Below are 26,377 nucleotides of genomic sequence, written 5' to 3' on the forward strand. Positions count from 1 at the left end.
CTTATGCGTAAGGACAAAATTAATATCGAATATTTCAGATCGTTTGTAAAAAGTCTGTTTTTTCTCTTTACCACCGTTCTTTTCTTGGTTGGCTTTGTGTTTTTGTTCCTGTTTTATCGTCCATCCATTAACTCTTGGTTTGATAATAATGATAAAAATGTGGATTTACTATTTGTCGAGGCAGAGAAAAAAATTCTTTTGCAAAATGAAATGGCGAGCTTCTGGAAAGCTGCTGATATTAATTTAGTTACAGATGAAGTCTTAAAGCAACAGTTGGAGTATGGAAAAGATTTGATCTCCCATACCTCTAAGTATTTAGGACCAAATGGTAGTGTCAACAAAATCACTAACGGAATGAATTGCAGCAATTGCCACTTAGATTCAGGAACAAAAGCCTGGGGTAATAATTATGGTTCCGTGTTTTCTACGTATCCAAAAATGAGAGGTAGAAGCGGCCAAATTGAAGGTATTTACAAAAGAATCAACGATTGCCTAGAACGAAGCCTAAATGGTTCGCCTCTAAATGAAAAAGACAAAGAAATGCAAGCCATGATTGCTTACATTGAGTATATAGGAAAAGATGTACCTAAAGGCGAAGACGCCAAGGCCTCTGGAATTTATGATTTAGAGTTTTTAGACAGGGCCGCTGACCCTATTAGAGGAAAAACAATATACGATGCTAAATGCGCCAGCTGCCATCAAGTCGATGGCCAAGGCATTTTGGCAGAGGATAAAAAAGAATATACCTATCCGCCATTGTGGGGTGCTAATTCCTATAATAGCGGTGCGGGACTTTACAGAATAAGTCGTTTTGCTGGATATGTAAAATACAATATGCCTCTAGGTGCGACATATGACAATCCACAGTTAACCGATGAAGAGTCCTGGGATCTTGCAGCTTATGTAAATAACTTGGCTCGACCATCCAAAGATTTAAGTAAGGATTGGCCTAACATTTCCAAAAAAGCGGTCGATCATCCGTTTGGTCCCTTCTCAGATAAATTCTCTGAAACGCAACATAAATTTGGACCTTTCAAACCAATAAAAGAGCAAAAAAAGAAAGACGCGAAAAAGTAATTTTAAAAAATAAATGATGAAAAATCTGACGATTATATTTATTCTATTGTTAAGCCTCATTTCCATTGGCACATTTGCCCAAAAAAGAGAGGATAAACATAAAATAGTGTTTCAATTTACTAATGCCAATGATACCATTCAACAGAAAGCATTTACAAACCAGCTAAATAACTTAACTAATCATTGGCCGAAAGCAAAATATGAAGTTGTGGTTTACAATATGGGATTAGAGTATTTAATGACCACAAAATCAAAACATATTGCAGCCATTAAAGCGCTTCATGCAAAAGGAGTTCATTTTTTAGTTTGCGAAAACACAATGAAAAATAGAAAAATAACTAAAGAGCAACTTATCCCTGAAGTGGAATACGTTCCTGCCGGCATTGCTGAAATTGTTGAAAAACAAGAACAAGGCTGGAGTTATATAAAAGGAGGTTTTTAATTAATTTCTATAAGACTTTTACAAAATCGTTGTTCTTTAGCAGTGTAACTAAGATCAGCGTTATGAAAATCAACGTTTATATTATGTTTCAAGTTGCTATACAAATTTGATTGCGTCGATAAGTGATGGATTAACATTGTCAATAGATTGTCGATAGATTTTAAACAGTTAGTCATACTTTTTATTTTCATTATCGTTTTGAAAATATATTAGAAAACTGCGCAGAAATAACGAAATCGATTGCGTTACTATCAAATGGAAAATGCGCTCAATAAAAGATGAATTCAAGTAGTCATTAAGACATCATAAATAAAAATCAGAGGTTGTTGATTTTAGATATAGTGCTTGATCCCTTTTAGATAAAATTTAAATATAAATACCATACTTAAATTAATATGGACAATAATTAAAAAAAATGTTTCGAGTGTTCCGCAAGATAAAACGGCACAATAAATATGTTTATCAGCAATTTTTATAAAAATCATAATTAAATCTATTAACTAAGCTAAATAACCAATGAAAAACAGACTAACCATCATTTCGATTTTATTTATTACAAACATTTTTGCACAATCTGGACATTTAATGCAAGGGATTGGAGCAGTGAATATGTCTATGGGCGGTGCTTCAACGGCACAACCAATTGATATTAGTGGAGCTTTAAAATGGAATCCTGCAGCAATATCTGTTTTTGAAGGAAGAACTATTTCTTTAAGTGCAGGTTTGTTTATGGCAAATCCGGCAATTTCATCGACCGTGCCTACGCCCAACGGCCCAATGAGCGGTACATCTACTGATGTAAAAAGTAATTCAATTATGCCTTCTTTGGGTTTTGTTTACGGAAAAAAAGATAGTAAACATACTTTTGGAGCATTTGCATTTGGAATAAGTGGTTTTGGTGTTGATTTTCCTGAAAGCATGACAAATCCAATAAATATGCCTCAATCTATGGGTGGGTTTGGAAATTTAACTTCTAATTATATGATGCTTCAAACGGGTTTAAGTTATGCCTATAAACTATCTAAATCAGTTTCTATTGGTGTAAGTCCGAACTTCAATGTTGCTACATTAGAATTAAAACCAAATCCTACGGCTAATCCGACAATGGCTGGTTATCCTACCACTAATAATGCTATGGCAACAGGTTTTGGGGGACAAATCGGTATTTTTTACCAAAATAAAGAAGGTTTTAAATTAGGGGCCAGTTACAAAACAGAACAGCAGTTCTCTGATTTTAAATTTGAAAACACCTATTTAGACAATTCTGCTTCGGAAAACTCTTTTAAAATGAATTTCCCTGCGGTTTATTCATTAGGCGTTGGGTATTCAAACAGCAAATTAGATTTAGCCTTTGATTTCAGACAAGTGGAATACTCAAAAACGGAAGGTTTTCAAGAGTATGGATGGTCTGCAACGGGAGCTGTAAAAGGTTTTGGATGGAGCGATATGCAAATAGTTTCTCTAGGGGCACAATACAAAGGAATTAAAAAACTGCCTCTACGATTAGGTTACACCTATAATACCAATCCTATTAAACCGGAATTGGCTTTTTTCTCAGCCTCTGCAACTGCAGTAACTCAAAATGCCTATCAATTTGGTTTTGGATATGAATTTTCTGAAAAGTTAACCTTAAATACGGTATATCACAACGCTACAAGCGACGGTAGTACAGGAGGGCCAATATACAACCCAAGATTAGCCGGGCAAACTAATCCTTTAGGAGCAGTTCCTACCAGTAAGGTTTCTTATAAAATGGACACAAGCATGATAATGCTGGGAATTTCATATAAAATATAGTTTTCAATAATAATTTTCAAATAAATAAAATGGAATCACATAACAACCGTAGAAATTTCCTGAAATCAGTGGGAACGCTGAGTCTGGGAGCCGCCATTATTTCTCCCCTTTCTGCTCTTCCAAATACGAAACAAATAGAAGAAACCGACCTGACGAAAGATGTTGATACCAGTAAACCTCAAACCATCTCAATACTTCAGACCACTGACGTGCATTGCCAGATACATCCCCATGACGAGTTGTTTTGGGAAAATGAAAAAGCCGTTTTTAGAAAAACTGGGGGTTATGCTTATGTGGCAACCCTCTTGAAAGAGTTGAAAAAGAAAAACCCCAACACCTATACCATCGATACCGGTGATATGTTTCAGGGAAGCGAATTAAGTGTAGAAACCACTGGTGCCGCTTTTGTTCCCATTTTGAATGCACTAGATTATGACTTATACTTACCCGGAAACTGGGAAGTGATTTACGGCAAAAAGAGAATGCAAACACTATTAGGTTCACTTGACGCGCCAAAGATATGTACCAATATGTACCACGATTTAGGTGATGGAAAACGTGGGGAACTTATTTTTCAACCCTATACCATTTGGCATGTAGCAGGTGCAAAAATTGGTTTTTTAGGATACACAGATCCATTGGTTCCTATAAGACAAAGTCCAAATTACAGTAAAGGAATTATTTATACAAATCCCGAGGAAAACCTAGCTCATTACGTGGATGTCCTTAGAAATCAAGAACAATGCAGTTATGTAATTATAATTGCACACCTTGGATTATCGCAACAAATAGCATTGGCAAACCGTGCGGAATGTGAAGGTGTTAATTATATTTTAGGAGGTGACACACATGAAAGAGTCCGCGAACCAATTGTTTGCAAATATTCGAAAGTCGTAGAACCGGGAGCATTTGGCTCTTTTATTGGAAAATTAGATTTGACAATTTTAAACGGAAAAATCATCGAAGATAAATATGAACTACTGGAAGTTGATTCACCAAAAATAAAACCAGACGCTGCAATTGAAAAATTATTAATACAAAAAGAGTCTGTTTATCAAGAACAAATTAATACGGTGGTCGGATACAGCACGATTCCTCTGTACCGCTATTTTGTGGTAGAAAACCCGATTGACACGATGATTCTGAGTGCCCTGCACTGGAAATTTCCTGAAATCGATATTAACCTTTCAAACGGATTCCGTTTTTGCCCGCCAAAAACCACGGCAGACGAAACAGGAAATATTCCAATTACAAACGGATTCGTTTTTGATATGTTACCTGTTGACAGTACCGTACGAACCGCGAAAGTTAGCGGGAAACAATTGATAAACTGGTTAGAGAAAGAATTAAACAATGTTTTTGCTACAGACGCCTCAAAACGTTTTGGCGGCTGGGTCGTAAAGTTTAAAGGAATGAATGTGCAATTCAACGCATTTGCCGAAATGGGAACAAGAGTGCAAAGCATTACCGTAAAAAATTCGCCGATAGATCCTGAAAAAATCTATTCGATTATGGCCTGTGAACGCGATGGCGATCCTGTGGATATGCTTTGCAGAATGAAGGGAGTTATGGATCCCAAAAACACAACTTCAACCTTACACTCTGTGTTGAAAGAATACTTAAAGGAAAACTCTCCCGTTACGCCTACACCTCAAAAAAACGCCATAATTCTGGATGCTCCGGAGACATTATTGACGCAGGTTAGTGGTGTTGATTACACTTTCAGATAGTGTTCTAAACATTTAATTTTTAATCTTATTTGCCCAACTGTGATAAATGTTACCTAATTTTATTTCTGTTGGGCTTATTTTTGACAAAAATTAAAGACTCATAAATGAAATGTTTTTTCTCTAAAATAATTTTAACTTCTTTACTCATATTAAGTATACATTCGTCGGCCCAACATCAGGAAATTTCAGATAAACCAAGGGTATGGAAAGAAAAAAGTAATGAAAAAATTGATTCTACTTCAATTTTAAACGCTTTCAAAAACGGAAACTTTAGTGGTCATTTCCGTTATTTCTTCATGGCTACTAAAAACGAAAGCAGTCTATCCGATTATTATGCTAATGCGATGGGAGGTGGAGTGAAATTTGAAACGGCTAAATTCCATAATTTTCAATTTGGAGTCAGCGGATATTACATTCATAATATAGGATCCTCGGATTTATCTGAAAAAGACCCGAGAACGAATTCTTCCAATAGATATGAAGTAGGGCTTTTTGATGTTCTAAACCCAACAAACAAAAACAATTTAAGTCGTGTAGAAGAATTATATCTGAAATACAACTTTAAAAATTCAGATATAACCATTGGTAAGCAGTTATTGAACACCTCATTTATAAATCTGCAGGACGGCAGAATGCGGCCTACAGAAGTGAATGGAATCTGGGTCAATTTAAATGAAATCAAAAAAACTAAAATTAATCTGGGCTATCTCTACGGAATTTCGCCACGGAGCACGCTGAAATATTTTGACGTGGGAGAATCTATAGGGATTTATTCAACTGGCGTGAATCCTGATGGAACAAAATCCAGTTATGCAGGAAATTTAGACAGTGACGGCATTTATATTGTTGGCATACAAAATGAATCAGTAAATAATTTAAAAGCGCTTTTATGGAACCAATATGCGGAAAACCTATTCAATTCTGCTCTGTTTCAAATGGACTACAAATATGATTTAAATGCCAACTCAAAAATACTTTTTGGATTTCAGACAATATACCAAAGTGCTCTGAATTTTGGCGGAAACGAGGATCCCAGCAAAACATATTTTGAAAAAGATGGCAATTCTCAGACCTTTGGAGGAAGATTAGGTTGGCAAAATAAAAAAATAGAAATCACTCTAAGTTACAATCGAATAACCGCCAAAGGAAGGTATTTAATGCCTCGAGAATGGGGACGCGACCCCTTTTATACTTTTATGCCCAGAGAACGAAACGAAGGTTTTGGTGACGTTAATGCGATAATGACTAAGATACAATATACGAATCCTCAAAAAACATTCAAATCTCATCTGGCAATGGGATATTTTGCTTTGCCCGACGTGAAAACATTTGAATTAAACAAATATGGATTCCCTTCTTATGTCCAAACGAATGCCGAAATCCGTCACCAATTTCAGGGTATGTTGAAAGGTTTTGACGCACAATTATTGTACGTGCACAAATTTAATGTTGGTGAAACTTATGGCAACAAGAATTTTGTTTTCAATAAAACCAATATGAGTAACATCAATTTTATCTTCAATTTTAATTTTTGATTATGAAGCGTGATGTGATGGAAATTCCAATCGTCGCGCCCAACGAATTGAATTGGAAACGACAATCTGATTTCTTGCAAAAGTCCTTTAACCTGGGCCCGGGTCACAGTTGAAACCCTATGGGGTTTTAAAATACGTTTCTAATTCTTTTAACACATCAACCACAAAAAATTGATAATCGTGCCGAAATGCCTTGAAACCTTGCTGCGCTTTTCCTTAGGCCATGCATAAATCATGAGATTTGGTCTTTTACATATTGTAGTGTTAAAAAAATTAAGCTCTTTTTCCCTAAGTATTAAGATGCCACTATTGTTATAATATATTCTAGAATTAGGGTAGCTACAATTTCGTTAACAGTACCTTTGTACTGTGATTAGTATGTTACAGACATCAAAAACCTAAATCTAGATTAGACAAAACGACTTTAAGTAAAACGATTTAAAAATGAAAAAAGCAGCCTTATTACTGTTTTCAATATTAAGCTTAACTAGCTGTAAAAAGGAAAACACAAAGACCCAAAATGCAGAAGACAAAACGGAAATGGCACAAACTGTTCAGGAAATAGCCAAGTTTAAAGGACAACAAGTTACGGGGGTTACTGTGTCACAGCAAGGACGCATTTTTGTAAACTTTCCGCGCTGGAGACCGGCTGTTATCGCTTCGGTAGCAGAAGTGGTTGACGGAAAACCAATTTCGTATCCCAATACAAAATGGAACAATTGGGAAATAGGCCAAGAGGTAAACGATTCTGTTTTTGTTGCCGTACAATCAGTCGTGGCATTTGAGAATGATTTATATGTTTTAGATACAAGAAGCCCTTTATTTAAAGGGGTGATTGGTGCTCCAAAATTATTTGTCTTTGATCTAAAAACAAACACACTAAAAAGAACCTATACTTTTCCTAAAGAGAGTTTTCACAAAGATTCTTACATCAATGATTTGAGAGTGGACAAAGAAAACGAAAGTATTTACCTAACGGATTCCGGTCATGCGGGTTTGATTATTCTAAACATAAAAACGGGAAAGGCAAAACGAGTATTAGACAATCATTTTTCAACAAAAGCGGAAGCTGATCATTTAACCATTAATGGAAAAGAATGGAAAAATACGATTCACTCTGACGGTATAGCATTAAATCCCATCAATAAAAAGTTGTACTTCCATGCTTTAACTGGGTATACATTGTACGCCATTGATGTACAAACTTTACTGAAAGGAACAGAAATTGAAATTGAAAAAGCGGTAGAAAAAGTGGCAAAAACAGTCGCTCCTGACGGAATGATATTTGATGCCAATGGAAATTTATATTATGCGGATCTGGAACAAAATGCCATTATGAAAATGGATGCAGCAGGAGCAGTCACTACGCTGGTTAAAGGAGAAAAAGTACGTTGGGCAGATACTTTTAGCATTCATGATAACGTATTGTATTATACTAACTCCAGAATCAACGAAATTACTGGTCCTATTGATGATATGATTTTTGGCCTGAATACAATCAAATTATAATGTTTTCATAAGTTCATTCGACCAGAAAAGAATTGAACAAAAATCTGACTCAAGTAAGATTGTTGCTCGGTATTTTTTGAATGGTGATCAACGGACCCAAAAAATGCTGAGTCATATTATGACTTTGAATGAAAAACAAGTTATACATACGTTAGAACAAACACTCCGAGAATTTGCCAGACGATATCGAAATATTTTAAGTATGTTTTATAAACATTACGAGAATATAAGAGGAATAATTGAAGGAATGCCAATCAATTATGACAGCCTCTCAGATGAACAAACAATACTGATTGGTTCCTTTGTACTATGGAATATACCATAGAATCAGCAACTATTTTCAACCATTCCATTGTTGAAGATTTCCATCAGTAGAATCTAAAGAAAGTCAAACCTCATCAATTGTTTTTTAAAAGGAGAATCTTAGCTATCAATAATAATTTTCAGCTGCTGTAAATTGTTGATAACATTGATAAAGCAGAGATTATATCCATTAAAGAACGATTTTTTATAAAATAGGCAGAGATACATACCCCAAATACTCATTTAGTATTATGCAAGAACTGCTTAGGAATTTGAGTTTGCGGCCTTAAAAAACTTGGTAGATAAAGCATTCTCTAATCAAACAGTCAGTCAAGATAGAAAAATTGCACTCGAAGAAATTATCTGGTTGGCGGGTTCATTTTATGATAGACAATTTGGATCCGATTTTGAAAGCCGCGGTTTTGAAGACGCTTTTTTTGTGCGCTTTGTTGCTTATGATAAATCCGAAAAAAAAAAGAGTGCAACTGATACCGCTTATAATGGTCATATCATTCTTCCAAAATCGATTTTGACTGCAAATTTTTGTACGTTTCGTGTAATGCCGTTGTCTGGAGCTGGTCCTCAAAATAAAAATTTAGCATTATTCCCCAGAAAAATTAAGGGCAAGTATGCCATGCTTTCCAGAATTGATGGTGTCAATAATTACCTTATGTTTTCAGAAAAACTCACACAATGGGATAATGCCGTTATCCTTCAATAGCTTAGTTACAAATGGGAATTTAAACAAATTGGGGATTGAGGATCAGCCACTTTGTACGGGCAATAAGGCAGTATTGCTCAGACAACTCTCTATTTGACTTTGATAATACTTCAAAGAAAATTGGAAGACTCAAAGATCTCTTACTTTCGTCGCGAGAAGGACAACAACCTAATGTTGTCTATTCTTGTGGTTGATTATTTACAAAAACAGTCTTATCTTTCCTTATGCCAGATCAGACTACTACTCTACTTGTGCCTGGATGGATATCATAGAGCTGCTAAATGCAATGAGAAAAAGTTAATAATGGCTAGGTATTTGAAAACAACCAACTCGATCCTCCCTATTTTTTTCGTATAAAAAACCCGTCTTTATAATGGTAAAAGACGGGTTTTAATATCTAAAAATAAACTAGAAGTCGTTCCTGCTATGGCTCGATAATTACTTTCATCGCTTTTTCCGTAGAAGCATTCCCAAAGACTTCATAGGCTTTCAGAATTTGGTCTAGTTTAAAATGATGTGTTATCAACTTATTGGGATCTATTTTTTTTGAGGAAACCGTTTTTAATAACATTGGAGTGGTATTGGTATTTACCAAACCAGTTGTCAAGGTAATGTTTTGAATCCAGAGGTCTTGAAGTTGTAAATCGACGCTTTTACCATGAACCCCTACAATAGCCATATGCCCTCCTGGTCTGATTATTTTTTGGCAAAGATCAAAAGTAGCCGATATTCCAGCGGCTTCTACAGCTACATCTACTCCGTCCTTAGTTTCCGATAGAATTTTCTTAGCTGCATCTTCTTTACCCGAATTGATGGTATCAGTAGCCCCGAATTCCTTGGCCATCTTTAATCGGTTTTCATCGAGATCAATCATATAGATTTTGGCAGGTGAATAAAACAGTGAGGTCAGTAATACAGACATACCGACGGGACCTGCGCCCACAATAGCGATTGTATCTCCTGGTTTAACTTGCCCATTTAGTACTCCTATTTCATGTCCTGTGGGTAAAATATCGCTCAACATCACCAGAGCCTCTTCATCAGATTCTTCAGGTATCAAGTGCAAACTATTATCAGCATGCGGAATGCGAACATATTCGGCTTGAGTTCCATTGATAAGGTGCCCTAATATCCAGCCACCGTCTTCACAATGAGAATACATTTGCTTTTTGCAATATTCACAAGTTCCATCCGAAGTAATGCAGGAAATAATCACATGGTCTCCTTTTTTAAAATTTCGAACACCATCGCCTATACTTTCAATGACACCAACTCCTTCGTGTCCCAAAGTGGTTCCGGGCTTACAGCTCGGAGTTTTACCATGCAAAATCCCTAAATCTGTCCCACAAATCGTAGTCTTTAAAACTCTAACTAGTGCATCTGTTGTTTTTTCAATACTAGGTACTGGTATTTCTTTCAGTTCAATTTTTCCGGGGCCTCCATAAACAAGACCTTTCATAGTTGCTTTCATTTCTTTTTTTTTTTTAAAGATTAGTGCATTGGTGGTTGAATTATATTCACTGTTTCCTCAAACTACTTATGCTGATTTGAGATCGGAAAAGAGATAGGTACCAAAATTTGGTTGAATATAATATACGATAGCTAGCGATCAAATAACAAACGATTTGTACGTATATATCCCCATAAAGATAGCAAAAAAAGCTGAGGTTGTCTGAATATACGGACTTTTTAACATAACAGATAAACTACAATGCTTTGTTTATAGCGATAAAATGCTGGAAACATTATTAACAAACATCAAATTAAAAGATGGTTGGATTAAGTTATAAATACAACTTTTTAGTTAAACATTTAATTCTATTTTATTTATTTATTTTGTAATTTTAATAGTATTGTGTAACTGAGAATTTTACTTTGAATATCCTTTGTTTTTAGTTTTTTTTAAACAATTCAATATTCTTCATCAAGCTGTCACTACATAAAAAGCGCACTTATTTTATTGTAATTTAAAAATAAATCTATGCGAGTTCCAGTTATTCGAAAAAATGTATTATTTACTCCTGATTCAAGTAGGATTGTTGCCCGTTATTTTATGAATGGTGATCAACGGACCCAAAAAATGCTGAGCCATATTATGACTTTGGATGAAAAACAAGTCACAGACACCTTAGAACAAACACTCCGAGAATTTGCCAGACGACATCGAAATATTTCAACTATATTTTATAAACATTGCGAGAATATCAGAGGAATAATTGAAGGAATGCAAATCAATTATGACAGCCTCTCAAATGAACGAAAAATGCTTATTGGTTCCTACTGCACCATGGAATACGCGATAGAATCAGCAGCTATTTTTAACCCCTCCATTGTTGAAGATTTCGATCAGTCGAACTTGGAGAAAGGAGAGAAGCGTGTGATTATTTCTTTCCGTGCAACCGGAGAAGGACATATCTCATCAATCGTTTTTAGAAGGGGAATCCTTGATATAAATAACGACCTTCATGTGATGAAAACGGGTAACGACATTGATAAAGCAGAGATTGTACACAAAAAGTCATACACCAAAGAACGATTTATCATAAAATTGACCGAGATGCATACTTCGGATAAATACTCAACTAGTATTATGCAACAACTGCCTGAGGAATTTGAGTATTCTACATTAAAAGACTTGGTCGGTAAAGCCTTATGCGATCAATCAATCAGTCAAGACAGAAAAATGGCACTCGAAGAAATAATCTGGTTGGCGGATTCATTTTATGATATAGAATTCAAACACGATTCAGATCTCTCCGAGCGTGTCATATTCCCAATTTCAGACTCTGAAAGCCGAGGTATTGAAGATGCCCGTTTTGTGCGCTTTTTTAATGATCATGAGTCACACAGAATAATTGGAACGTATACCGCTTATAATGGGCATACCATTCTTCCAAAAATGATATCTACTGAAGATTTTTATACGTTTCGTGTGATGCCTTTATATGGAGCCGGTGCTCAAAACAAAAACCTGGCATTATTCCCTACAAAAATTAAGGGCAAGTATGCCATGCTTTCCAGAATTGATGGTGTCAACAATTACCTTATGTTTTCCGATAAGCTCACACAATGGGATAATCCTGTTATGCTTCAAGAACCTCGTTTTCCATGGGAATTTACACAAATTGGGAATTGCGGATCTCCACTTTGGACAGCAGAAGGCTGGTTAGTTATTACCCACGGTGTAGGAGCTATGAGACAGTATTGCTTGGGCGCTTCTCTATTTGATCTTGATGATCCTTCAAAGGAAATAGGTAGGCTGAAAGACCCCTTACTTTCGCCACGTGAAGAGGAACGAGAAGGTTATGTGCCCAATGTCGTGTACTCTTGCGGCTCTATTATTCATAACAACAGTCTTATATTGCCCTACGCAGTCTCAGACTACTCCTCTACTTATGGGGTGGTTGATATGCTAGAATTATTGGATGCATTGAAGAAAAGTAAATGAATGGATTAAAGCTTAGCTATTTTATGTTTGTCTTGTCCAATAGCGTTAAGTTCTTTACGCTAGGAATTCAATAAATATTGGAATAAAATAAATTCATTTAAGAAAGCTTCTCCTTCACTTCTCTAACCTCTCTTCTCAATTCCGTCAGTAGCTCTTTTAAACTTTCTGGACTCAAATCATCAGGTCCAAATTCTTCGGTGGCAAAACTACAGGCGAACTCCCAGATTTCAAGAATTTCTGAGGCCTTAACCTCGTAGGATTTATAATAGGCATTATCCGAATGAAGTACCAATGCATTTTTTCCGTTTTTGTTCAGTCTCTTGTAAACGATACCTTCGTTTTTGGTCAATAATATATACGTCTTGCCATCCATTACATCTCCTAGTTTTTCCACATAACGGCCCACAATAAAGAAACCACTTTTATGGGGCGGCATAGAATCTCCATCTACGGGAAAAGCTCTGAATTTACCATTGCGCAGCCAGGGCAACGAAATATGCTGTAGACTTTCGATAAATTCGGGATCAGAATAACCGCTGAGATAACCGGCCCTCGCTTTATGGGGAACAATTTCAATAAAGCTGTCTCCTTCCCTATCCACCGTAATGGGTAATAATATCCTGTTATCCCCGAGTTTCATCAGATCATCCATGGGAATTTTCCGCACATCGACCGAAAGCAGTAGGTCAATACTGATGTGGTAATACTGGGATATCTTTTTCAGAATTTCATAAGGCGCTTCCGAAGTTCCGTCTTCATATTTGACGTATCTCCCTCTAGTTATTGCCAGCGACTCAGCCAACTTTTCCTGTGAAACTTTCTGTTTAACCCTAAGGTTCCTGATATTATCGGAAAATAAAGACATCTTAATTTTGTTACAATTTGGAACAACAAATATACTTAATTTTGTTACAATCCGTGCTAATTTTGTCGTGTATAAAATGAGAAGATTATGGGAAGGGCAATTGTACATATGGATTTGGATACGTTTTTTGTGTCCTGCGAAAGATTGGGAAATTCAAAACTAGAAGGAATTCCTTTGATTATTGGCGGTGGCGACCGTGGTGTGGTTGCGTCTTGTTCTTATGAGGCGCGCACTTTTGGGGTACGTTCCGCAATGCCTATTAAGATGGCGCTCCGACTTTGCCCGCAGGCAAAAGTCATGAAAGGGGACATGGAACTGTACTCCAAATTATCCCATGAGGTTACCGAGGTGATCCAAGTAAACGCACCAATCGTAGAAAAAGCCAGCATCGATGAATTCTATCTCGATATTACCGGAATGGATAAATTTTACGGTAGCTATAAATGGACCGATGAACTAGCACATTCCGTTATCAGAGAAACTGGTTTGCCTATAAGCTTTGCCTTATCTGTAAACAAAACGGTATCCAAAATTGCTACCGGAGAAGGAAAGCCACTGGGAAACCTGGAAATACCCGAGAACAGGGTAAAGCAATTTTTGAACCCACTGTCCATACAAAAAATACCCATGGTAGGTGACGTAACTTTTCAACTACTGTCCCGAATTGGCATCCGCACCATTCAGACGCTTTCAGAAATGCCTGCGGAAGTGTTGCAACGCATGATAGGCAAGAACGGCATCGATATATGGAAAAAAGCAAACGGCATTGACAATAATCCCGTGGAACCATATACAGAACGAAAATCAATTTCGACCGAACATACCTTTGACCAAGACACCATCGATATTCAAAAACTGAAATCGGTGCTTGTGGGCATGGTCGAAAAGCTGGCTTTTCAGCTACGCTCAGAAGAATGGTTGACTTCAACCGTGGTTATCAAAATTCGCTACGCCAATTTTGACACTGAAACCAAGCAATGCAAAGTAGCTTATACCTCAGCCGATCATACCCTCACAAAAAACGTCAATGACTTATTTGATAAATTATACCAGCGCCGCATGCGACTTCGCTTGATTGGGATTCGCTTCAGCGGACTCGTGCGAGGTACTTACCAAATAAATATGTTTGAAGATACTGAAGAAATGTTGTCATTATACCAAGCAATGGACAAAATGAAAAGTAGGTATGGCTTTGATGCCGTAATGCGTTGTGCCGGCGCAACATTCAAGCCCAATAACAAATCCGAAATTTTGAAACGCAAATCATAACGCAATGTACCTCAACTGTCATTCTTTTCACTCGCTGCGCTACGGGACTATCCCGCTGGCTGATCTAATACAGCAGGCCGCTACTTGTAATGTTAAGGCAATGGCATTAACGGATATTAATACGGTAACAGGAATTTATGATTTTATAAAAGGCTGCAAAGAACTCAACATCAAGCCAGTCGTGGGAATAGAATTTCGCTGTAACAATCAATTGCGTTATATCGGCTTAGCCAAAAATGCAAATGGGCTGGCAGAAATGAACCGCTTCCTGACCAAACATAATTTCGAAAACACTGCTTTGCCATTAGCTGCTCCTGAGTTTAATGATGTATGCATTATTTATCCTTTCGAAAATTTACCAGCGATTTTGAAAGAGTATGAATTTACAGGAATTTGTCCAGATCAGCTTCCAAAATTATTCCTCCCAGAATGGCGAGCCAGACTCGACAAAATGGTCGTCCTACAACCGATAACTTTTCGAACAAAAAGAGAATTCAATCTGCATAAAATACTCCGTGCTATTGATACCAATGTCATTTTATCAAAACTTACTGCAGACGATTATTGCAAAACGTCTGAGGTAATGATTCCTTTGGAGGAATTGTTATCCAAATTTGAAGAGTATCCGCAAATTATTGAAAACACGGAAAAACTCATTGATAAATGCAATTTCGAATTTGAGTTCCAAACACCCAGAAACAAAAAGTACTATTCTGGAAGCCGGGAAAGTGATATGCAGCTTCTGACGAATCTAGCTTACGAAGGATTATCAAAAAAGTACGGTAACGACAATCCGCAAGCCAAGGCAAGAATCGAAAAAGAACTAAAGGTGATTGACCAACTGGAATTCAGCGGTTATTTCCTGATTACTTGGGATATCATTCAATACAGCATCAGCCAAGGATTTCTACATGTCGGTCGCGGCAGCGGGGCCAACAGTATCGTTAGCTATTGCCTTGGGATCACTGCCATCTGCCCTATTGAACTGGATTTATATTTTGAACGTTTCCTGAACATCAACCGCAAGAGCCCGCCTGATTTTGACATTGACTGGTCTTGGAAAGAACGCGATACCATTCTGACGTACATTTTTGACAAATATGGTGCTGAGTATGTCGCTTTTTGCGGAACCAACGTGGAGTTTAAATACCGCTCTATATTTAGAGAAGTAGGTAAAGTTTTTGGTTTACCCAAAGAAGAATTAGATCTGTTGGCCAAAAAACCGATGCAGTTACACGATAAAAACCCAATCGTAAAACTAGTCCAGGAATATGGAATGCTACTCGAGAAATATCCCAATCAAAGAAGCATGCATTCCTGTGGTATAATCATTTCGGAAGAACCTATTACTAATTATACCCCTTTGGAAATGCCCCCAAAAGGTTTTCCAATCGTCTTGTTCGACATGCACGTTGCAGAAGACATTGGCTTCGAAAAGTTTGACATTCTGAGCCAGCGCGGCATTGGTCATATTGATGATAGCGTGAAGCTAATAGAGAAAAATCGAGGAATAAAAGTCGATATCCGTGATATTGCTTTATCAAAAAATGAGACAAAATCTAATGCCTCTCTAAGTCATGGAAAAACCATTGGCTGTTTCTATATCGAAAGCCCAGCCATGCGGGGACTATTGCGCCGCCTTAAATGCGACAACTACAAAACCCTTGTTGCAGCCTCGTCGATTATCCGCCCAGGTGTCGCCCAATCTGGAATGATGAAAGAATACATCTTCCGCCACAACCATCCGGATCAGTTCGAGTATTTTCATGATGTTTTTAAGGAACAACTTGGCGAAACCTACGGTGTTATGGTCTATCAGGAAGATGTAATTAAGATTGCCTTACATTACGCAGGGCTTCCCGCTGCCGATGGGGATATTTTGCGTCGCGCCATGAGCGGCAAAGGTCGTTCGAAGGCCACTTTGCAAAAAGTGAAAGACAATTACTTCACCTGCTGTGCTCAAAAAGGGCATTCCGTAAAGTTGAGCGAAGAGATATACCGACAGATTGAATCCTTTGCCGGTTACTCGTTCTGTAAAGCACACTCCGCTTCTTATGCGGTCGAAAGTTACCAAAGCCTCTATCTAAAAGTGTACTATCCTATTGAATTTATGGTCGCCGTCATAAATAACCATGGCGGTTTTTACCGTACCGAAGTCTATGTACATGAGGCAAAGATGTCTGGGGCGACCATACACAACCCCTGTGTGAATAAAAGTGAACACGAAACGACATTGTACGGTATCAACGTTTATTTGGGTTTTATGCAGCTCGAAGGTTTGGAAAGCAAAATAGCGCATTTTATACTTAGGGAACGGGAAACAAATGGCGAGTTCAAATCATTGGAAGATTTTATCAACCGCATTCCCATAGGTATTGAAGGCATACAGATTTTGATTTTTATTGGGGCCTTCCGCTTTACGGGTAAAACAAAAAACCAATTATTGGTAATTGCCAGGCTGATTCTGGTCAACTTCAAACCCGAAAACAAAAATCTACTGCTCCTTCAGGAACCGATAAAAGAATACACGCTACCTGTACTCGAACGCTCCGCTTTTGAAGATGCTTTTGACGAAATTGAGCTTTTGAGCTTTCCGGTTTCCTGCACCCCATTCGATTTGTTACAGACAAAATATCGCGGACAGGTATTAGCAAAAGACTTATTAAGCCATCATAAAAAAACCGTAAAAATGCTAGCCTATCTTATTTCTAGGAAACATGTACCTACCAAAATGGGGACTATGTATTTTGGGACCTGGGTTGACCATGAAGGAGAGTATTTCGATACCGCACATTTTACAAATAGCCTTCAAAAATATCCTTTTCAAGGTGGAGGATGTTATCTGCTTCTTGGAACCGTTGAAGTTGACTATCATTTCCCCACAGTTACCGTCAGCAAAATGGCCAAAATGCCCTTTGTACCCGATCCGCGTTATTCTAACACAAACGATAGGCAATATAAAGTACATGAACAGATTAAAGAAGATGTAAGCATGACACATCGGGCACCCTATCCACAAGAACACGAAATTAATCTGCCGAGGTATAAAATGGGTTAAAAACAACTATTAGTTAAAAAGATCTTGTCAATAATTAAACAGTAGTCACATCATATCGGAGTATTTTCGAAGCTTTTATATAGTTGAATATTTTGCGCTATTTTTATCTGTAAGCAAATTCATTATAGATTAAAAGGAGAGCTAATTTCCTTTCATTATTACCTATTTATCAATAGTCTAAAAGTTTTGTCAGTAAATAAGTTTTATTACGTCTAATTATTTAAATATCTTTATACAAAAATAATATGCGCTTCTATTTATTTATTATTATCCACTTTTTCTGCATGATGGTTTCTGCACAAAGCAGTATTCCACAGGTGCTAAAAAACTTGAATAAACAGAGCGTTCCTTATATCAAAGTCGACGAGCTAAAAAGCAACAGTGAGCTTATTTATCTTGATGCGCGCGAACCAAAAGAGTTCAACGTAAGCCACATCAAAAATGCAATTCAAGTTGGTTTTGACCATTTTAAAATACAAAACGTCACTTCTGCAGTAAAAGATAAAAATGCGACTATCGTTGTCTATTGTTCCATAGGTGCTCGCAGTGAGAGAATCGGTGAAAAGCTATTAAAATCGGGTTACAAAAATGTTTATAATTTATACGGTGGTATTTTCGAATACAAAAATACAGGCGGCAAAGTCGTAAATAACCTAAATATAGAAACGGACAGCGTACATGCCTTCAACAAAGAATGGAGCGTTTATCTAACTAAAGGAATCAAGGTATATGAAAACTGATGCCTTACTCATTTTTATCCGAAATCCCGAATTAGGGAAAGTCAAAACACGTTTGGCAAAAACCATCGGTGATACTGATGCATTAAAGGTATACAAAGACTTGCTCCAGCACACCATGGAACAAACCAAAAATATAGGCTGTGATAAATTTGTTTTTTATGACAGTGCAATTGTTGAAGGAGATATTTGGACAGATGCAATGTATCAAAAAAAAATCCAGTCCAAAGGCGACCTAGGGCACAAGATGCAGACTGCATTCGAACTGCTTTTCGAGATGGGATATAAAAATTGCATTATTGTTGGCAGTGATTTATTCGATTTAAAATCGGAATTAATTGAAACTGCTTTTACGGAATTACAAAAAAACAAGGTGGTATTGGGGCCCGCAGAAGATGGCGGTTATTATTTGTTAGGTCTAAAAGAAATGAACGGCAAATTATTTAAAAATAAAAATTGGGGTACGTCATCGGTTTTTATAGATACGATGAAAGATTTAGAAACTCAGAAAATTCATTTAATGCCGACCTTAAATGACATTGACACTTTTGAAGATTTAATGAATAGTACCTATAACTATCTTCAAAATAACTAAAAATAAAAATGGAAAAATATATTGACATCCTACTTAATTCTTATAAAGGTTATTTTAATTACCTAATTAATGAAATTTTATATTGGAACTGGGATAATTACTTTTATGGCTTAGTAGCCATATCTCTTGTCGTTTGGACACTAGAAATTGCTTTTCCTTGGAGAAAAAATCAAGCCGTATTTCGTAAAGACTTTTGGCTCGATTTATTTTATATGTTTTTCAATTTTTTCTTATTGAATCTCATCCTTGTTATCGCGCTATCTAATGTATCGGAACAGCTAATCAATGATTTTCTATCGTTTTTTGGAGTCCAATTAGTCTCGATTCAGCTTTTCTCCATATCAGAATTGCCAAAACCCATCGCTTTACTGTTATTTTTTCTGATCAGTGATTTTATTCAGTGGAACGTTCATCGATCGTTACATATGATTCCCTTTTTATGGAATATCCATAAAACACACCACAGCGTAAAAGAAATGGGGTTTGCAGCACATTTTAGATACAACTGGATGGAACCTATAGTATACAAATCGATACTTTATGTACCTATAATTTTGATAGGTGGCGTAAACTTACAAGATGTGTTTATTGTACACTTTGTAACCATTGCAATTGGTCATCTGAACCACGCAAATTTGGGTTGGGACTATGGTCCATTGAAATATATTTTCAACAATCCTAAGATGCATATTTGGCATCACAGTAAAAAGTTACCCAATAAGTATGGAGTCAATTTTGGAATTTCGTTAAGTATATGGGACTATTTATTCAAAACCAATTATGTACCAAGTGACGGAAGGGATATTGAAATTGGGTTTGAGGGCGAAAATAAGTTCCCGAAAGATTTTATAACACAAGAACTCTATCCTTTAAAAAAATAACATTCCTGTTGTTTGTCAGGAATGAGCCTTATTACTGTCTATTTCTGAAATAACTAAATAATACTACTGATGAAAATGTTTTTTATAAGCCTGCTACTTTTGCCGTTTCTTTATTGTGGAAAGAGTGGACAGAACAACAAAATTCCTGATTTAGCTTATCCAATAAATACCTCCGAAACGATACAAAGTGCAGATCATGCTAAGTGGAATATCTTGCTACAGAAAAACGTCTCAAAAAATGGGATTGTAGATTATAAAGGGTTTCAAAAAGACAGCAAGCAATTGCAATCATATTTAGATGTTTTGGCAGCTAACGTCCCTAAAAAATCGTGGTCAAAAAATGCAGTTTTGGCCTATTGGATAAATGCTTATAATGCCTATACCGTGAAATTAATATTAGATAATTATCCCGTTAAAAGCATAAAAGACATCAATGATCCTTGGGGGAAAAAGTTTTTTACTTTAGGTTCTAATAAATACAGTTTAGAACAAATAGAACATGAAATTCTTCGAAAAATGAGTGAACCTAGAATTCATTTTGCCATCAATTGCGCTTCTTTTTCTTGTCCAAATTTATTAAATGAAGCTTACACCGAAGCCAATTTAGAAAAGCAATTAACTACCGTTGCCAAAAACTTCATTAACGACAAAAGCAAAAATACCATTGCCTCTAATAAAGTGGAAATATCAAAGATATTCGATTGGTTTTCTGGCGATTTCAAGAAAAAAGGAACCGTTATTGACTTCCTGAACCAGTACAGCAGCATTAAAATAAATAGCAACGCAAAAATTAGTTATAAAGAATACAACTGGACATTGAATGATTAAGATTTCGATCATTATACCCATATACAATGAAGAAGAGGCAATTGACAAACTTTTATTGTATATTGAAAAAAATGTATCACAATCAATCCCGTATGAAATTATAGTCGTTGATGGAGGAAGTACTGACAGTTCAAAAAATAAAGTAATAGAACACAAAAATGTCACTCTAGTTACCTCTGAAAAAGGAAGAGCCAAGCAGCTAAATGCAGGTGCCAAAATTGCCAATGCTGAACTGCTCTATTTTTTACACTGTGACAGCTTTCCGCCTAAGAGTTTTGACCGCTTCATTATGGATCAGGTTCAAAAGGGGAATGGCGCGGGTTGTTTCAGAATGAAATTTGATTACTCGCATCCTGTTTTGCAATTCTCCCAGTGGTTTACCAGAATAAATCATATTTCCTGCCGTGGCGGAGACCAATCTCTATTCGTATCTAAAACACTATTTGATGAAATAAAAGGCTTTAACGAAGACTATATCATATATGAAGACAACGAGATCATTTCAAGATTGTACCAAAAAAAACAGTTTGTGGTGATTCCTGAAGATTTGATTACTTCGGCAAGAAGATATAGGGAAAATGGTGTCTGGCGTTTGCAATACCATTTTGCAGTTATTCACTTAAAGCGAAGGTTAGGACATTCGGCAGAAAGCATGTTGAATTACTATAAAAAAAGAATAAAATAGCGAGCTAAAGTCTTGTAATCATTTTACAAAAATTAAAAACAATCATTTACTAAATATTAAAAACAATACGATAATGAATAAAATTTTTGCTACTATCTTGTTTTCCATACTTGTCTTTGCAGGATGTAAATCAAATGAAGAAAACGAAAGCTTTACACAAAAAATAGAAAGAGGGCACCAAAAAGAAAAGTTTTTAAATAAGCAAGCCATTCAATATGATTTTAAATTGGAGTTTGGAGGGAAAGAAAGAATGGATGCTAAATTTACTATTCTTACCAACTCTAGCCAAGGAGTAATTGAGTATAAAAACGGCTCCAAAATTATTTTTGATAAAGACAAAGTCTTCTATTCTTCCAATATCCCCAATGAAAAAGGAGTACGATTTGATGCTTTTACCTGGGAATATTTTTTCTTATTCCCTTATAAATTGACTGACCCAGGAACAAAATGGAGCACATACGACAATATAGAAGCCGATCAGGAGAAATACCTTAGCCAAAAACTGTCGTTCGAATCAGGTACAGGCGATGCTCCAGATGATTGGTACGTGGTTTATGCAGACAAAGCGACCAATTTAATCGAAAAAGCGGCCTATATTGTTACTGCAAATGGAACTAAAGAGGAAGCAGAAAAAAATCCTCATGCTGTTCAATATTTAGAATATAAAGATGTCGATGGAATTCCTATCGCTACAAAATGGCTTTATTGGGAATGGAAAGAAGGCCAAGGACTTACGAATAATATTGGAAACGCAAGCCTAAGAAACATTAAGTTTGTTACCGTTAACGAGGACACTTTCAAAACAGATTCAAGCTTTAAAACAAAATAAAAACTGTCCCCTTACGTCTAAAATAATACCTTTATAGTTGAATAGCCATTCTTACTTGCCCTAATTATTTAACGAAAGCCTTTTTCTATGGAACATATTGTCATCATTGGTAACGGAATTTCGGGAGCGACGCTCGCACGGCACATCCGAAAACATTCCGATTCAAAAATCACCATCATCTCTTCAGAAACAGAATTTTTCTTTTCTAGAACGGCATTGATGTATGTTTTTATGGGCCATATGAAATTCGAACATACCCAACCTTATGAAAATGATTTTTGGAAAAAGAACAACATCAATCTAGTGCATAAGCTGGTAACCAAAGTGTCGACAATAGAAAAGTCTCTTTTATTGGCAGATAATTCAAGCATTCCGTTTGATAAATTAGTAATTGCTACTGGTTCCACTCCCAACAAATTTGGTTGGCCGGGCCAAGATCTAAATGGAGTAACAGGTTTATACGACAAACAAGATTTGGAAGCCTTAGAAAAATGGGCCCCCACAACAAAGCGTGCCGTTATTGTAGGTGGAGGTCTAATTGGTATCGAATTGGCCGAAATGCTCCGTTCCCGCAATATCCCCGTTACTTTTTTAGTTCGGGAAAAAAGCTTCTGGAGCGGTGTTTTACCTTTGGGCGAAAGCCAGATGATCAATCGTCATATTCTCGAGTATCATATCGATTTGCGTTTGGAGACTAATCTAGTTGAAATACTCTCCGATCAAAATGGTCACGTAAAGGGTATTATTACTGACAAAGGAGAAACCATTGACTGTGAAATTGTTGGTTTAACTGCGGGAGTTTCTCCAAATATCGGTTTTTTGAAAAATTCTGGAATTGAGTTGGGGCGCGGCGTTAAGGTAAATCGTTTTTTCGAGACAAACGTCAAAGATATTTATGCCATAGGCGATTGCGCAGAACAGCACGAAGGCATTGGTTTACGAAAGCCAATTGAAGCGGTTTGGTATACAGGAAGAATGATGGGCGAAGCCCTTGCACAAACGCTGACAGGTAAACCAACTCAATACAATCCTGGCCATTGGTTCAATTCGGCTAAATTTTTAGACATAGAGTACCAAACCTATGGATGGGTTTTTGCAGAACCAATGGAACATGAAATTCAATTTTATTGGGAACATAAAGACGGTAAAAAAGCAATCCGAATTTCCTTTCATAAAGAAAGTCGTGTGTTTCTGGGGATCAATACTTTTGGAATACGCTTGCGTCATGAGTTCTTTGATAAGCTGCTTACAGATGAAAAAACGGTTGATTATGTTATGAATCATTTGGCGGAAGCCAACTTTGATCCAGAGTTTTTTACCAACTATAACAAAGAGATACAACAGCAGTTTACAACCGAATTCATTGGATTAAAAATAGAATAAAATGAGCAAATCAGTAAAAAATATTTCCATCGCTTCCCATCAGGACAATAAGTTAAGCACCATTCAAAAACTAGGATTAACAATAGGTTTTATTGGCCTTTTCATCATGACATTGGCCTTATTTAATATCAGTTTTCCAAATAAAACAATATGGTTTACTATTTCCATTTCCTCCATATTAATTGGAATAATAATCTATTCCAGAAACACTTATTTGACTAAACCCGCAGGGATTAGTAATAACGGACTCTACCATAAATCACTTACTAACCGGGGTGTTTTTGCTTATATGCTGGGTATTTTACTAACTTCATTTTACGTTGTCCTATATTGGTATCCCAGCTATTTAGGTTTTGGGGAAAATGGATCGGCAAATTCTGGAATTGTCGGTTTCTTTGACCCTTTCAGTTATTTTATAAATGGACATGCAGCTAGTCAATGGTTTGTATATGGAACCTTTTATACCCTTGCGATTTTAGGTTTGGGTTACAAATTTATTTTAAAATATAGAAATAATAAATACCAATTAGTCCGCACTATTTCTGTAATGTTTTTCCAATTGGGTTTTGCCTTCCTAATACCTGAAATTCTATCTAAATTAAATCCTAACCTACCTTATTTTGCTAAAGATTTGAAGAATATGTGGCCCTTAAACTACTATTTCTTTGAAGAATGGCATTTGAAAAATATGATCCAAGGTGGAAATCTGGGAATGTTTATGCTAATTTTTGGTGTTGCCATGATATTTATTATTTCACCGATCCTGACCTATTTCTATGGGAAAAGATGGTATTGCTCTTGGGTTTGTGGCTGTGGAGGTTTGGCAGAAACGGCAGGAGATCCTTTTCGTCATTTGTCAGATTCAAGCCAAACATCTTGGAAAATTGAACGTTGGATGATCCATTCGGTTTTGGTCTTCTCGTTTGTAACCACTATTGCAGTAATCTTCACTTTCTTATCTAATAATCCTGAGTTAAGTTTTATTACAAGAAACCAGTTTATATATGGGATTGTTAGTTTTTTAATCCTTTTTACTGGGGCTTTATATTACTTCAAACGTAAGGATTTAGATGCAGATGCTAAATATACTATGCTATCATTGGTTGCCATAATCATCATCGCAATAGCAATTAATTTCTTTTCTGGCAATCAAAATATTCTTTTTATAGATAGCTATGCCTTAAAAAAATGGTATGGTTTTGCTATTGGCGCTGCATTTAGTGGTGTTATTGGAGTAGGCTTTTACCCTTTGTTAGGAAATCGTGTTTGGTGTCGATTTGGATGTCCAATGGCCGCCATTTTAGGCCTTCAACAAAGGTTGTTTTCTAAATTTAGAATTACCACAAACGGTGGGCAATGCATCTCTTGCGGAAATTGTACAACGCAGTGCGAAATGGGAATAGACGTAAGAAGTTATGCCCAAAAAGGAGAAAATATTGTACGATCCTCCTGTGTAGGTTGCGGAATATGTGCGGCAGTATGTCCTAGAGGAGTATTGAAATTAGAAAATGGTTCTGAAGAAGGAAGAATTAATTCGAATGAAATTCTATTAGGAAATGATGTCAATTTGATGGATCTGCTCAACAATAAATAGAGTGAAAAAAGGAATATACATCTTGATTTTATTAGCTTTTATAAAAGTATCTGCGCAAAAAAGCTACTATAAAGAGTACTACGAAAATGGAAAAATAAAATCGGAAGGCTGGTTAAACCAAAATAAAAAAATGGATTACTGGTTTTATTATTTCGAAAACGGAAATAAAAAAGAAGAAGGTCATTTTAAAAATAACAAAAAATGCAAATGGTGGGTTTTTTACAATTCTAATGAAGAAATCAACAAAAAATCTCAGTTTGAAAACGATGAAACAAATGGTTTTTCCCTGTTTTATAGAAACAGTCAAATTATTCGAGTCGAAAAATATGTTATGGGTAAAAAAATAAAGGAATGGAATTCATCTGCTGAATTCAAAAAAGACAATAACAGAAGCTTCTTATGAGTAAAATAAAAGTAATTATTCCAGCTTATAACGAAGAAAAAGCTATTGGCAATGTCATTGCTGAAATTCCAAAAATTGTCCATGAAGTAATTGTCATCAGCAACAGGTCAACGGACAATACAATAAAAGCTGCAGAAGCTGCTGGAGCAACAGTACTTTCAGAAAACAGAAAAGGCTATGGTTATGCCTGCTTAAAAGGAATGGAATACATTGCTAACCAAAAAATAAAACCCGATATAGTAGTTTTTCTGGACGGTGATTACTCAGATTACCCAGAGGAATTAACTAAACTAATTGCTCCAATACTAAATGACGATATCGACTTTGTCGTTGGGGCGAGAGTAGATTCCCTACGAGAAAAATATTCAATGACACCACAACAAATTTTCGGAAACCGGCTTGCTACTTTTTTGATGGGGCTGTTTTTTAAGGCAAAATTCACTGATTTAGGTCCTTTTCGAGCCATTAAATATGAAAAACTACTAGCTTTGGACATGCAGGACAAAACATACGGTTGGACCGTGGAAATGCAGCTAAAAGTCTTGAAACAAAATATGAGCTATGTCGAAATCCCCGTACGTTACAAAAATAGAATTGGGCTATCTAAAGTATCTGGAACGGTTAAAGGATCGGTAATGGCAGGAATAAAGATAATCAGCTGGATTTTTAAATATACCTTCAAATAAAA

The 26,377-nt window shown here is 36.3% G+C and carries 23 protein-coding genes; 21 read left to right on the top strand and 2 right to left on the bottom strand.

The features are described from left to right. The first annotated feature begins 3 nt into the window (after window positions 1-3). The 8 genes from ACEN2H_RS04415 to ACEN2H_RS04450 all read left to right on the top strand — a co-directional run bounded on the left by ACEN2H_RS04415 (window position 4) and on the right by ACEN2H_RS04450 (window position 9,114). On the top strand, window positions 4-1,077 hold the full coding sequence (locus ACEN2H_RS04415; RefSeq protein WP_441730787.1) for a c-type cytochrome: 1,074 nt from the start codon (window positions 4-6) through the stop codon (window positions 1,075-1,077). 13 nt (window positions 1,078-1,090) lie between these two features. Next, entirely contained in the window at window positions 1,091-1,519 is a 429-nt protein-coding gene (locus ACEN2H_RS04420) for a DsrE family protein (RefSeq protein ID WP_441730788.1), read from the top strand. Window positions 1,520-2,035: 516 nt separating this feature from the next. Next, window positions 2,036-3,316, top strand: a complete 1,281-nt coding sequence (locus ACEN2H_RS04425; RefSeq protein WP_441730790.1) for an OmpP1/FadL family transporter — start codon at window positions 2,036-2,038, stop codon at window positions 3,314-3,316. 29 nt (window positions 3,317-3,345) lie between these two features. Further along, window positions 3,346-5,046 (top strand): bifunctional metallophosphatase/5'-nucleotidase, encoded by a 1,701-nt coding sequence (locus tag ACEN2H_RS04430; RefSeq protein WP_441730792.1) that lies wholly within the window; start codon window positions 3,346-3,348, stop codon window positions 5,044-5,046. 104 nt (window positions 5,047-5,150) lie between these two features. Then, window positions 5,151-6,581: an OprD family outer membrane porin gene (locus ACEN2H_RS04435; RefSeq protein WP_441730794.1), complete on the top strand. Its 1,431-nt coding sequence runs from the start codon at window positions 5,151-5,153 to the stop codon at window positions 6,579-6,581. 444 nt (window positions 6,582-7,025) lie between these two features. After that, a complete protein-coding gene (locus tag ACEN2H_RS04440; RefSeq protein ID WP_441730796.1) occupies window positions 7,026-8,090 on the top strand; it encodes an L-dopachrome tautomerase-related protein in 1,065 nt (354 codons plus the stop codon). 103 nt (window positions 8,091-8,193) lie between these two features. Beyond that, window positions 8,194-8,415 (top strand): hypothetical protein, encoded by a 222-nt coding sequence (locus tag ACEN2H_RS04445; RefSeq protein ID WP_441730797.1) that lies wholly within the window; start codon window positions 8,194-8,196, stop codon window positions 8,413-8,415. A gap of 273 nt (window positions 8,416-8,688) precedes the next feature. Next, window positions 8,689-9,114, top strand: coding sequence for a hypothetical protein (locus ACEN2H_RS04450; protein ID WP_441730798.1), 426 nt, complete (start codon window positions 8,689-8,691; stop codon window positions 9,112-9,114). 424 nt (window positions 9,115-9,538) lie between these two features. Here the strand turns inward: ACEN2H_RS04450 and ACEN2H_RS04455 are convergent, their stop codons facing one another. Continuing rightward, window positions 9,539-10,585, bottom strand: coding sequence for a zinc-dependent alcohol dehydrogenase family protein (locus ACEN2H_RS04455; protein ID WP_441730800.1), 1,047 nt, complete (start codon window positions 10,583-10,585; stop codon window positions 9,539-9,541). 510 nt (window positions 10,586-11,095) lie between these two features. Between ACEN2H_RS04455 and ACEN2H_RS04460 the strand changes: the two genes are divergently transcribed. Then, window positions 11,096-12,562 carry a glycoside hydrolase family 130 protein gene (locus ACEN2H_RS04460; RefSeq protein ID WP_441730802.1) on the top strand — a complete coding sequence of 489 codons (1,467 nt, stop codon included), beginning with the start codon at window positions 11,096-11,098 and terminating at the stop codon, window positions 12,560-12,562. A gap of 97 nt (window positions 12,563-12,659) precedes the next feature. Here the strand turns inward: ACEN2H_RS04460 and ACEN2H_RS04465 are convergent, their stop codons facing one another. Continuing rightward, window positions 12,660-13,427: an XRE family transcriptional regulator gene (locus ACEN2H_RS04465; protein ID WP_441730804.1), complete on the bottom strand. Its 768-nt coding sequence runs from the start codon at window positions 13,425-13,427 to the stop codon at window positions 12,660-12,662. Between the two features lie 87 nt (window positions 13,428-13,514). On the opposite strand from ACEN2H_RS04465, the gene dinB reads away from it, so the two are divergent. The 12 genes from dinB (at window position 13,515) to ACEN2H_RS04525 (ending at window position 26,375) form a co-directional block, all read left to right on the top strand. Beyond that, entirely contained in the window at window positions 13,515-14,696 is a 1,182-nt protein-coding gene (dinB, locus tag ACEN2H_RS04470) for a DNA polymerase IV (RefSeq protein WP_441730806.1), read from the top strand. 4 nt (window positions 14,697-14,700) lie between these two features. Then, entirely contained in the window at window positions 14,701-17,754 is a 3,054-nt protein-coding gene (locus tag ACEN2H_RS04475) for a DNA polymerase III subunit alpha (RefSeq protein ID WP_441730808.1), read from the top strand. A gap of 329 nt (window positions 17,755-18,083) precedes the next feature. Beyond that, on the top strand, window positions 18,084-18,494 hold the full coding sequence (locus tag ACEN2H_RS04480; protein WP_441730810.1) for a rhodanese-like domain-containing protein: 411 nt from the start codon (window positions 18,084-18,086) through the stop codon (window positions 18,492-18,494). Continuing rightward, window positions 18,484-19,086 carry a TIGR04282 family arsenosugar biosynthesis glycosyltransferase gene (locus ACEN2H_RS04485; protein WP_441730812.1) on the top strand — a complete coding sequence of 201 codons (603 nt, stop codon included), beginning with the start codon at window positions 18,484-18,486 and terminating at the stop codon, window positions 19,084-19,086. The genes ACEN2H_RS04480 and ACEN2H_RS04485 overlap by 11 nt, the downstream gene beginning before the upstream one ends. An 8-nt stretch (window positions 19,087-19,094) precedes the next feature. Then, window positions 19,095-19,967: a sterol desaturase family protein gene (locus ACEN2H_RS04490; protein ID WP_441730814.1), complete on the top strand. Its 873-nt coding sequence runs from the start codon at window positions 19,095-19,097 to the stop codon at window positions 19,965-19,967. Window positions 19,968-20,036: 69 nt separating this feature from the next. Then, the gene (locus tag ACEN2H_RS04495) at window positions 20,037-20,795 is read left to right on the top strand and encodes a DUF547 domain-containing protein (RefSeq protein ID WP_441730816.1); all 759 of its coding nucleotides are present in this window, start codon (window positions 20,037-20,039) and stop codon (window positions 20,793-20,795) included. Beyond that, window positions 20,788-21,480 (top strand): TIGR04283 family arsenosugar biosynthesis glycosyltransferase, encoded by a 693-nt coding sequence (locus ACEN2H_RS04500; RefSeq protein WP_441730817.1) that lies wholly within the window; start codon window positions 20,788-20,790, stop codon window positions 21,478-21,480. Before ACEN2H_RS04495 ends, ACEN2H_RS04500 begins: the two co-directional genes overlap by 8 nt. A 73-nt stretch (window positions 21,481-21,553) precedes the next feature. Continuing rightward, window positions 21,554-22,309: a hypothetical protein gene (locus ACEN2H_RS04505; RefSeq protein WP_441730819.1), complete on the top strand. Its 756-nt coding sequence runs from the start codon at window positions 21,554-21,556 to the stop codon at window positions 22,307-22,309. Window positions 22,310-22,396: 87 nt separating this feature from the next. Further along, window positions 22,397-23,692 carry an NAD(P)/FAD-dependent oxidoreductase gene (locus ACEN2H_RS04510; protein WP_441730821.1) on the top strand — a complete coding sequence of 432 codons (1,296 nt, stop codon included), beginning with the start codon at window positions 22,397-22,399 and terminating at the stop codon, window positions 23,690-23,692. A gap of 1 nt (window position 23,693) precedes the next feature. Further along, window positions 23,694-25,286 (top strand): 4Fe-4S binding protein, encoded by a 1,593-nt coding sequence (locus ACEN2H_RS04515; RefSeq protein WP_441730823.1) that lies wholly within the window; start codon window positions 23,694-23,696, stop codon window positions 25,284-25,286. Window position 25,287: 1 nt separating this feature from the next. Beyond that, on the top strand, window positions 25,288-25,689 hold the full coding sequence (locus ACEN2H_RS04520; protein ID WP_441730825.1) for a toxin-antitoxin system YwqK family antitoxin: 402 nt from the start codon (window positions 25,288-25,290) through the stop codon (window positions 25,687-25,689). Further along, window positions 25,686-26,375 carry a glycosyltransferase family 2 protein gene (locus ACEN2H_RS04525; protein WP_441730826.1) on the top strand — a complete coding sequence of 230 codons (690 nt, stop codon included), beginning with the start codon at window positions 25,686-25,688 and terminating at the stop codon, window positions 26,373-26,375. The genes ACEN2H_RS04520 and ACEN2H_RS04525 overlap by 4 nt, the downstream gene beginning before the upstream one ends. The last annotated feature ends 2 nt before the right edge of the window (window positions 26,376-26,377 follow it).

This window comes from Flavobacterium sp. W22_SRS_FP1, assembly GCF_052113685.1.
In the GTDB taxonomy this organism is placed as follows: Bacteria; Bacteroidota; Bacteroidia; order Flavobacteriales; family Flavobacteriaceae; genus Flavobacterium.

Bases quoted from the DNA above. Each gene is read 5' to 3' on its own strand.
- ACEN2H_RS04415 (WP_441730787.1), top strand. From the start codon at position 4: ATGCGTAAGGACAAAATTAATATCGAATATTTCAGATCGTTTGTAAAA.
- ACEN2H_RS04420 (WP_441730788.1), top strand. From the start codon at position 1,091: ATGATGAAAAATCTGACGATTATATTTATTCTATTGTTAAGCCTCATT.
- ACEN2H_RS04425 (WP_441730790.1), top strand. From the start codon at position 2,036: ATGAAAAACAGACTAACCATCATTTCGATTTTATTTATTACAAACATT.
- ACEN2H_RS04430 (WP_441730792.1), top strand. From the start codon at position 3,346: ATGGAATCACATAACAACCGTAGAAATTTCCTGAAATCAGTGGGAACG.
- ACEN2H_RS04435 (WP_441730794.1), top strand. From the start codon at position 5,151: ATGAAATGTTTTTTCTCTAAAATAATTTTAACTTCTTTACTCATATTA.
- ACEN2H_RS04440 (WP_441730796.1), top strand. From the start codon at position 7,026: ATGAAAAAAGCAGCCTTATTACTGTTTTCAATATTAAGCTTAACTAGC.
- ACEN2H_RS04445 (WP_441730797.1), top strand. From the start codon at position 8,194: ATGCTGAGTCATATTATGACTTTGAATGAAAAACAAGTTATACATACG.
- ACEN2H_RS04455 (WP_441730800.1), bottom strand. From the start codon at position 10,585: ATGAAAGCAACTATGAAAGGTCTTGTTTATGGAGGCCCCGGAAAAATT.
- ACEN2H_RS04460 (WP_441730802.1), top strand. From the start codon at position 11,096: ATGCGAGTTCCAGTTATTCGAAAAAATGTATTATTTACTCCTGATTCA.
- ACEN2H_RS04465 (WP_441730804.1), bottom strand. From the start codon at position 13,427: ATGTCTTTATTTTCCGATAATATCAGGAACCTTAGGGTTAAACAGAAA.
- dinB (WP_441730806.1), top strand. From the start codon at position 13,515: ATGGGAAGGGCAATTGTACATATGGATTTGGATACGTTTTTTGTGTCC.
- ACEN2H_RS04475 (WP_441730808.1), top strand. From the start codon at position 14,701: ATGTACCTCAACTGTCATTCTTTTCACTCGCTGCGCTACGGGACTATC.
- ACEN2H_RS04485 (WP_441730812.1), top strand. From the start codon at position 18,484: ATGAAAACTGATGCCTTACTCATTTTTATCCGAAATCCCGAATTAGGG.
- ACEN2H_RS04490 (WP_441730814.1), top strand. From the start codon at position 19,095: ATGGAAAAATATATTGACATCCTACTTAATTCTTATAAAGGTTATTTT.
- ACEN2H_RS04495 (WP_441730816.1), top strand. From the start codon at position 20,037: ATGAAAATGTTTTTTATAAGCCTGCTACTTTTGCCGTTTCTTTATTGT.
- ACEN2H_RS04500 (WP_441730817.1), top strand. From the start codon at position 20,788: ATGATTAAGATTTCGATCATTATACCCATATACAATGAAGAAGAGGCA.
- ACEN2H_RS04505 (WP_441730819.1), top strand. From the start codon at position 21,554: ATGAATAAAATTTTTGCTACTATCTTGTTTTCCATACTTGTCTTTGCA.
- ACEN2H_RS04510 (WP_441730821.1), top strand. From the start codon at position 22,397: ATGGAACATATTGTCATCATTGGTAACGGAATTTCGGGAGCGACGCTC.
- ACEN2H_RS04515 (WP_441730823.1), top strand. From the start codon at position 23,694: ATGAGCAAATCAGTAAAAAATATTTCCATCGCTTCCCATCAGGACAAT.
- ACEN2H_RS04525 (WP_441730826.1), top strand. From the start codon at position 25,686: ATGAGTAAAATAAAAGTAATTATTCCAGCTTATAACGAAGAAAAAGCT.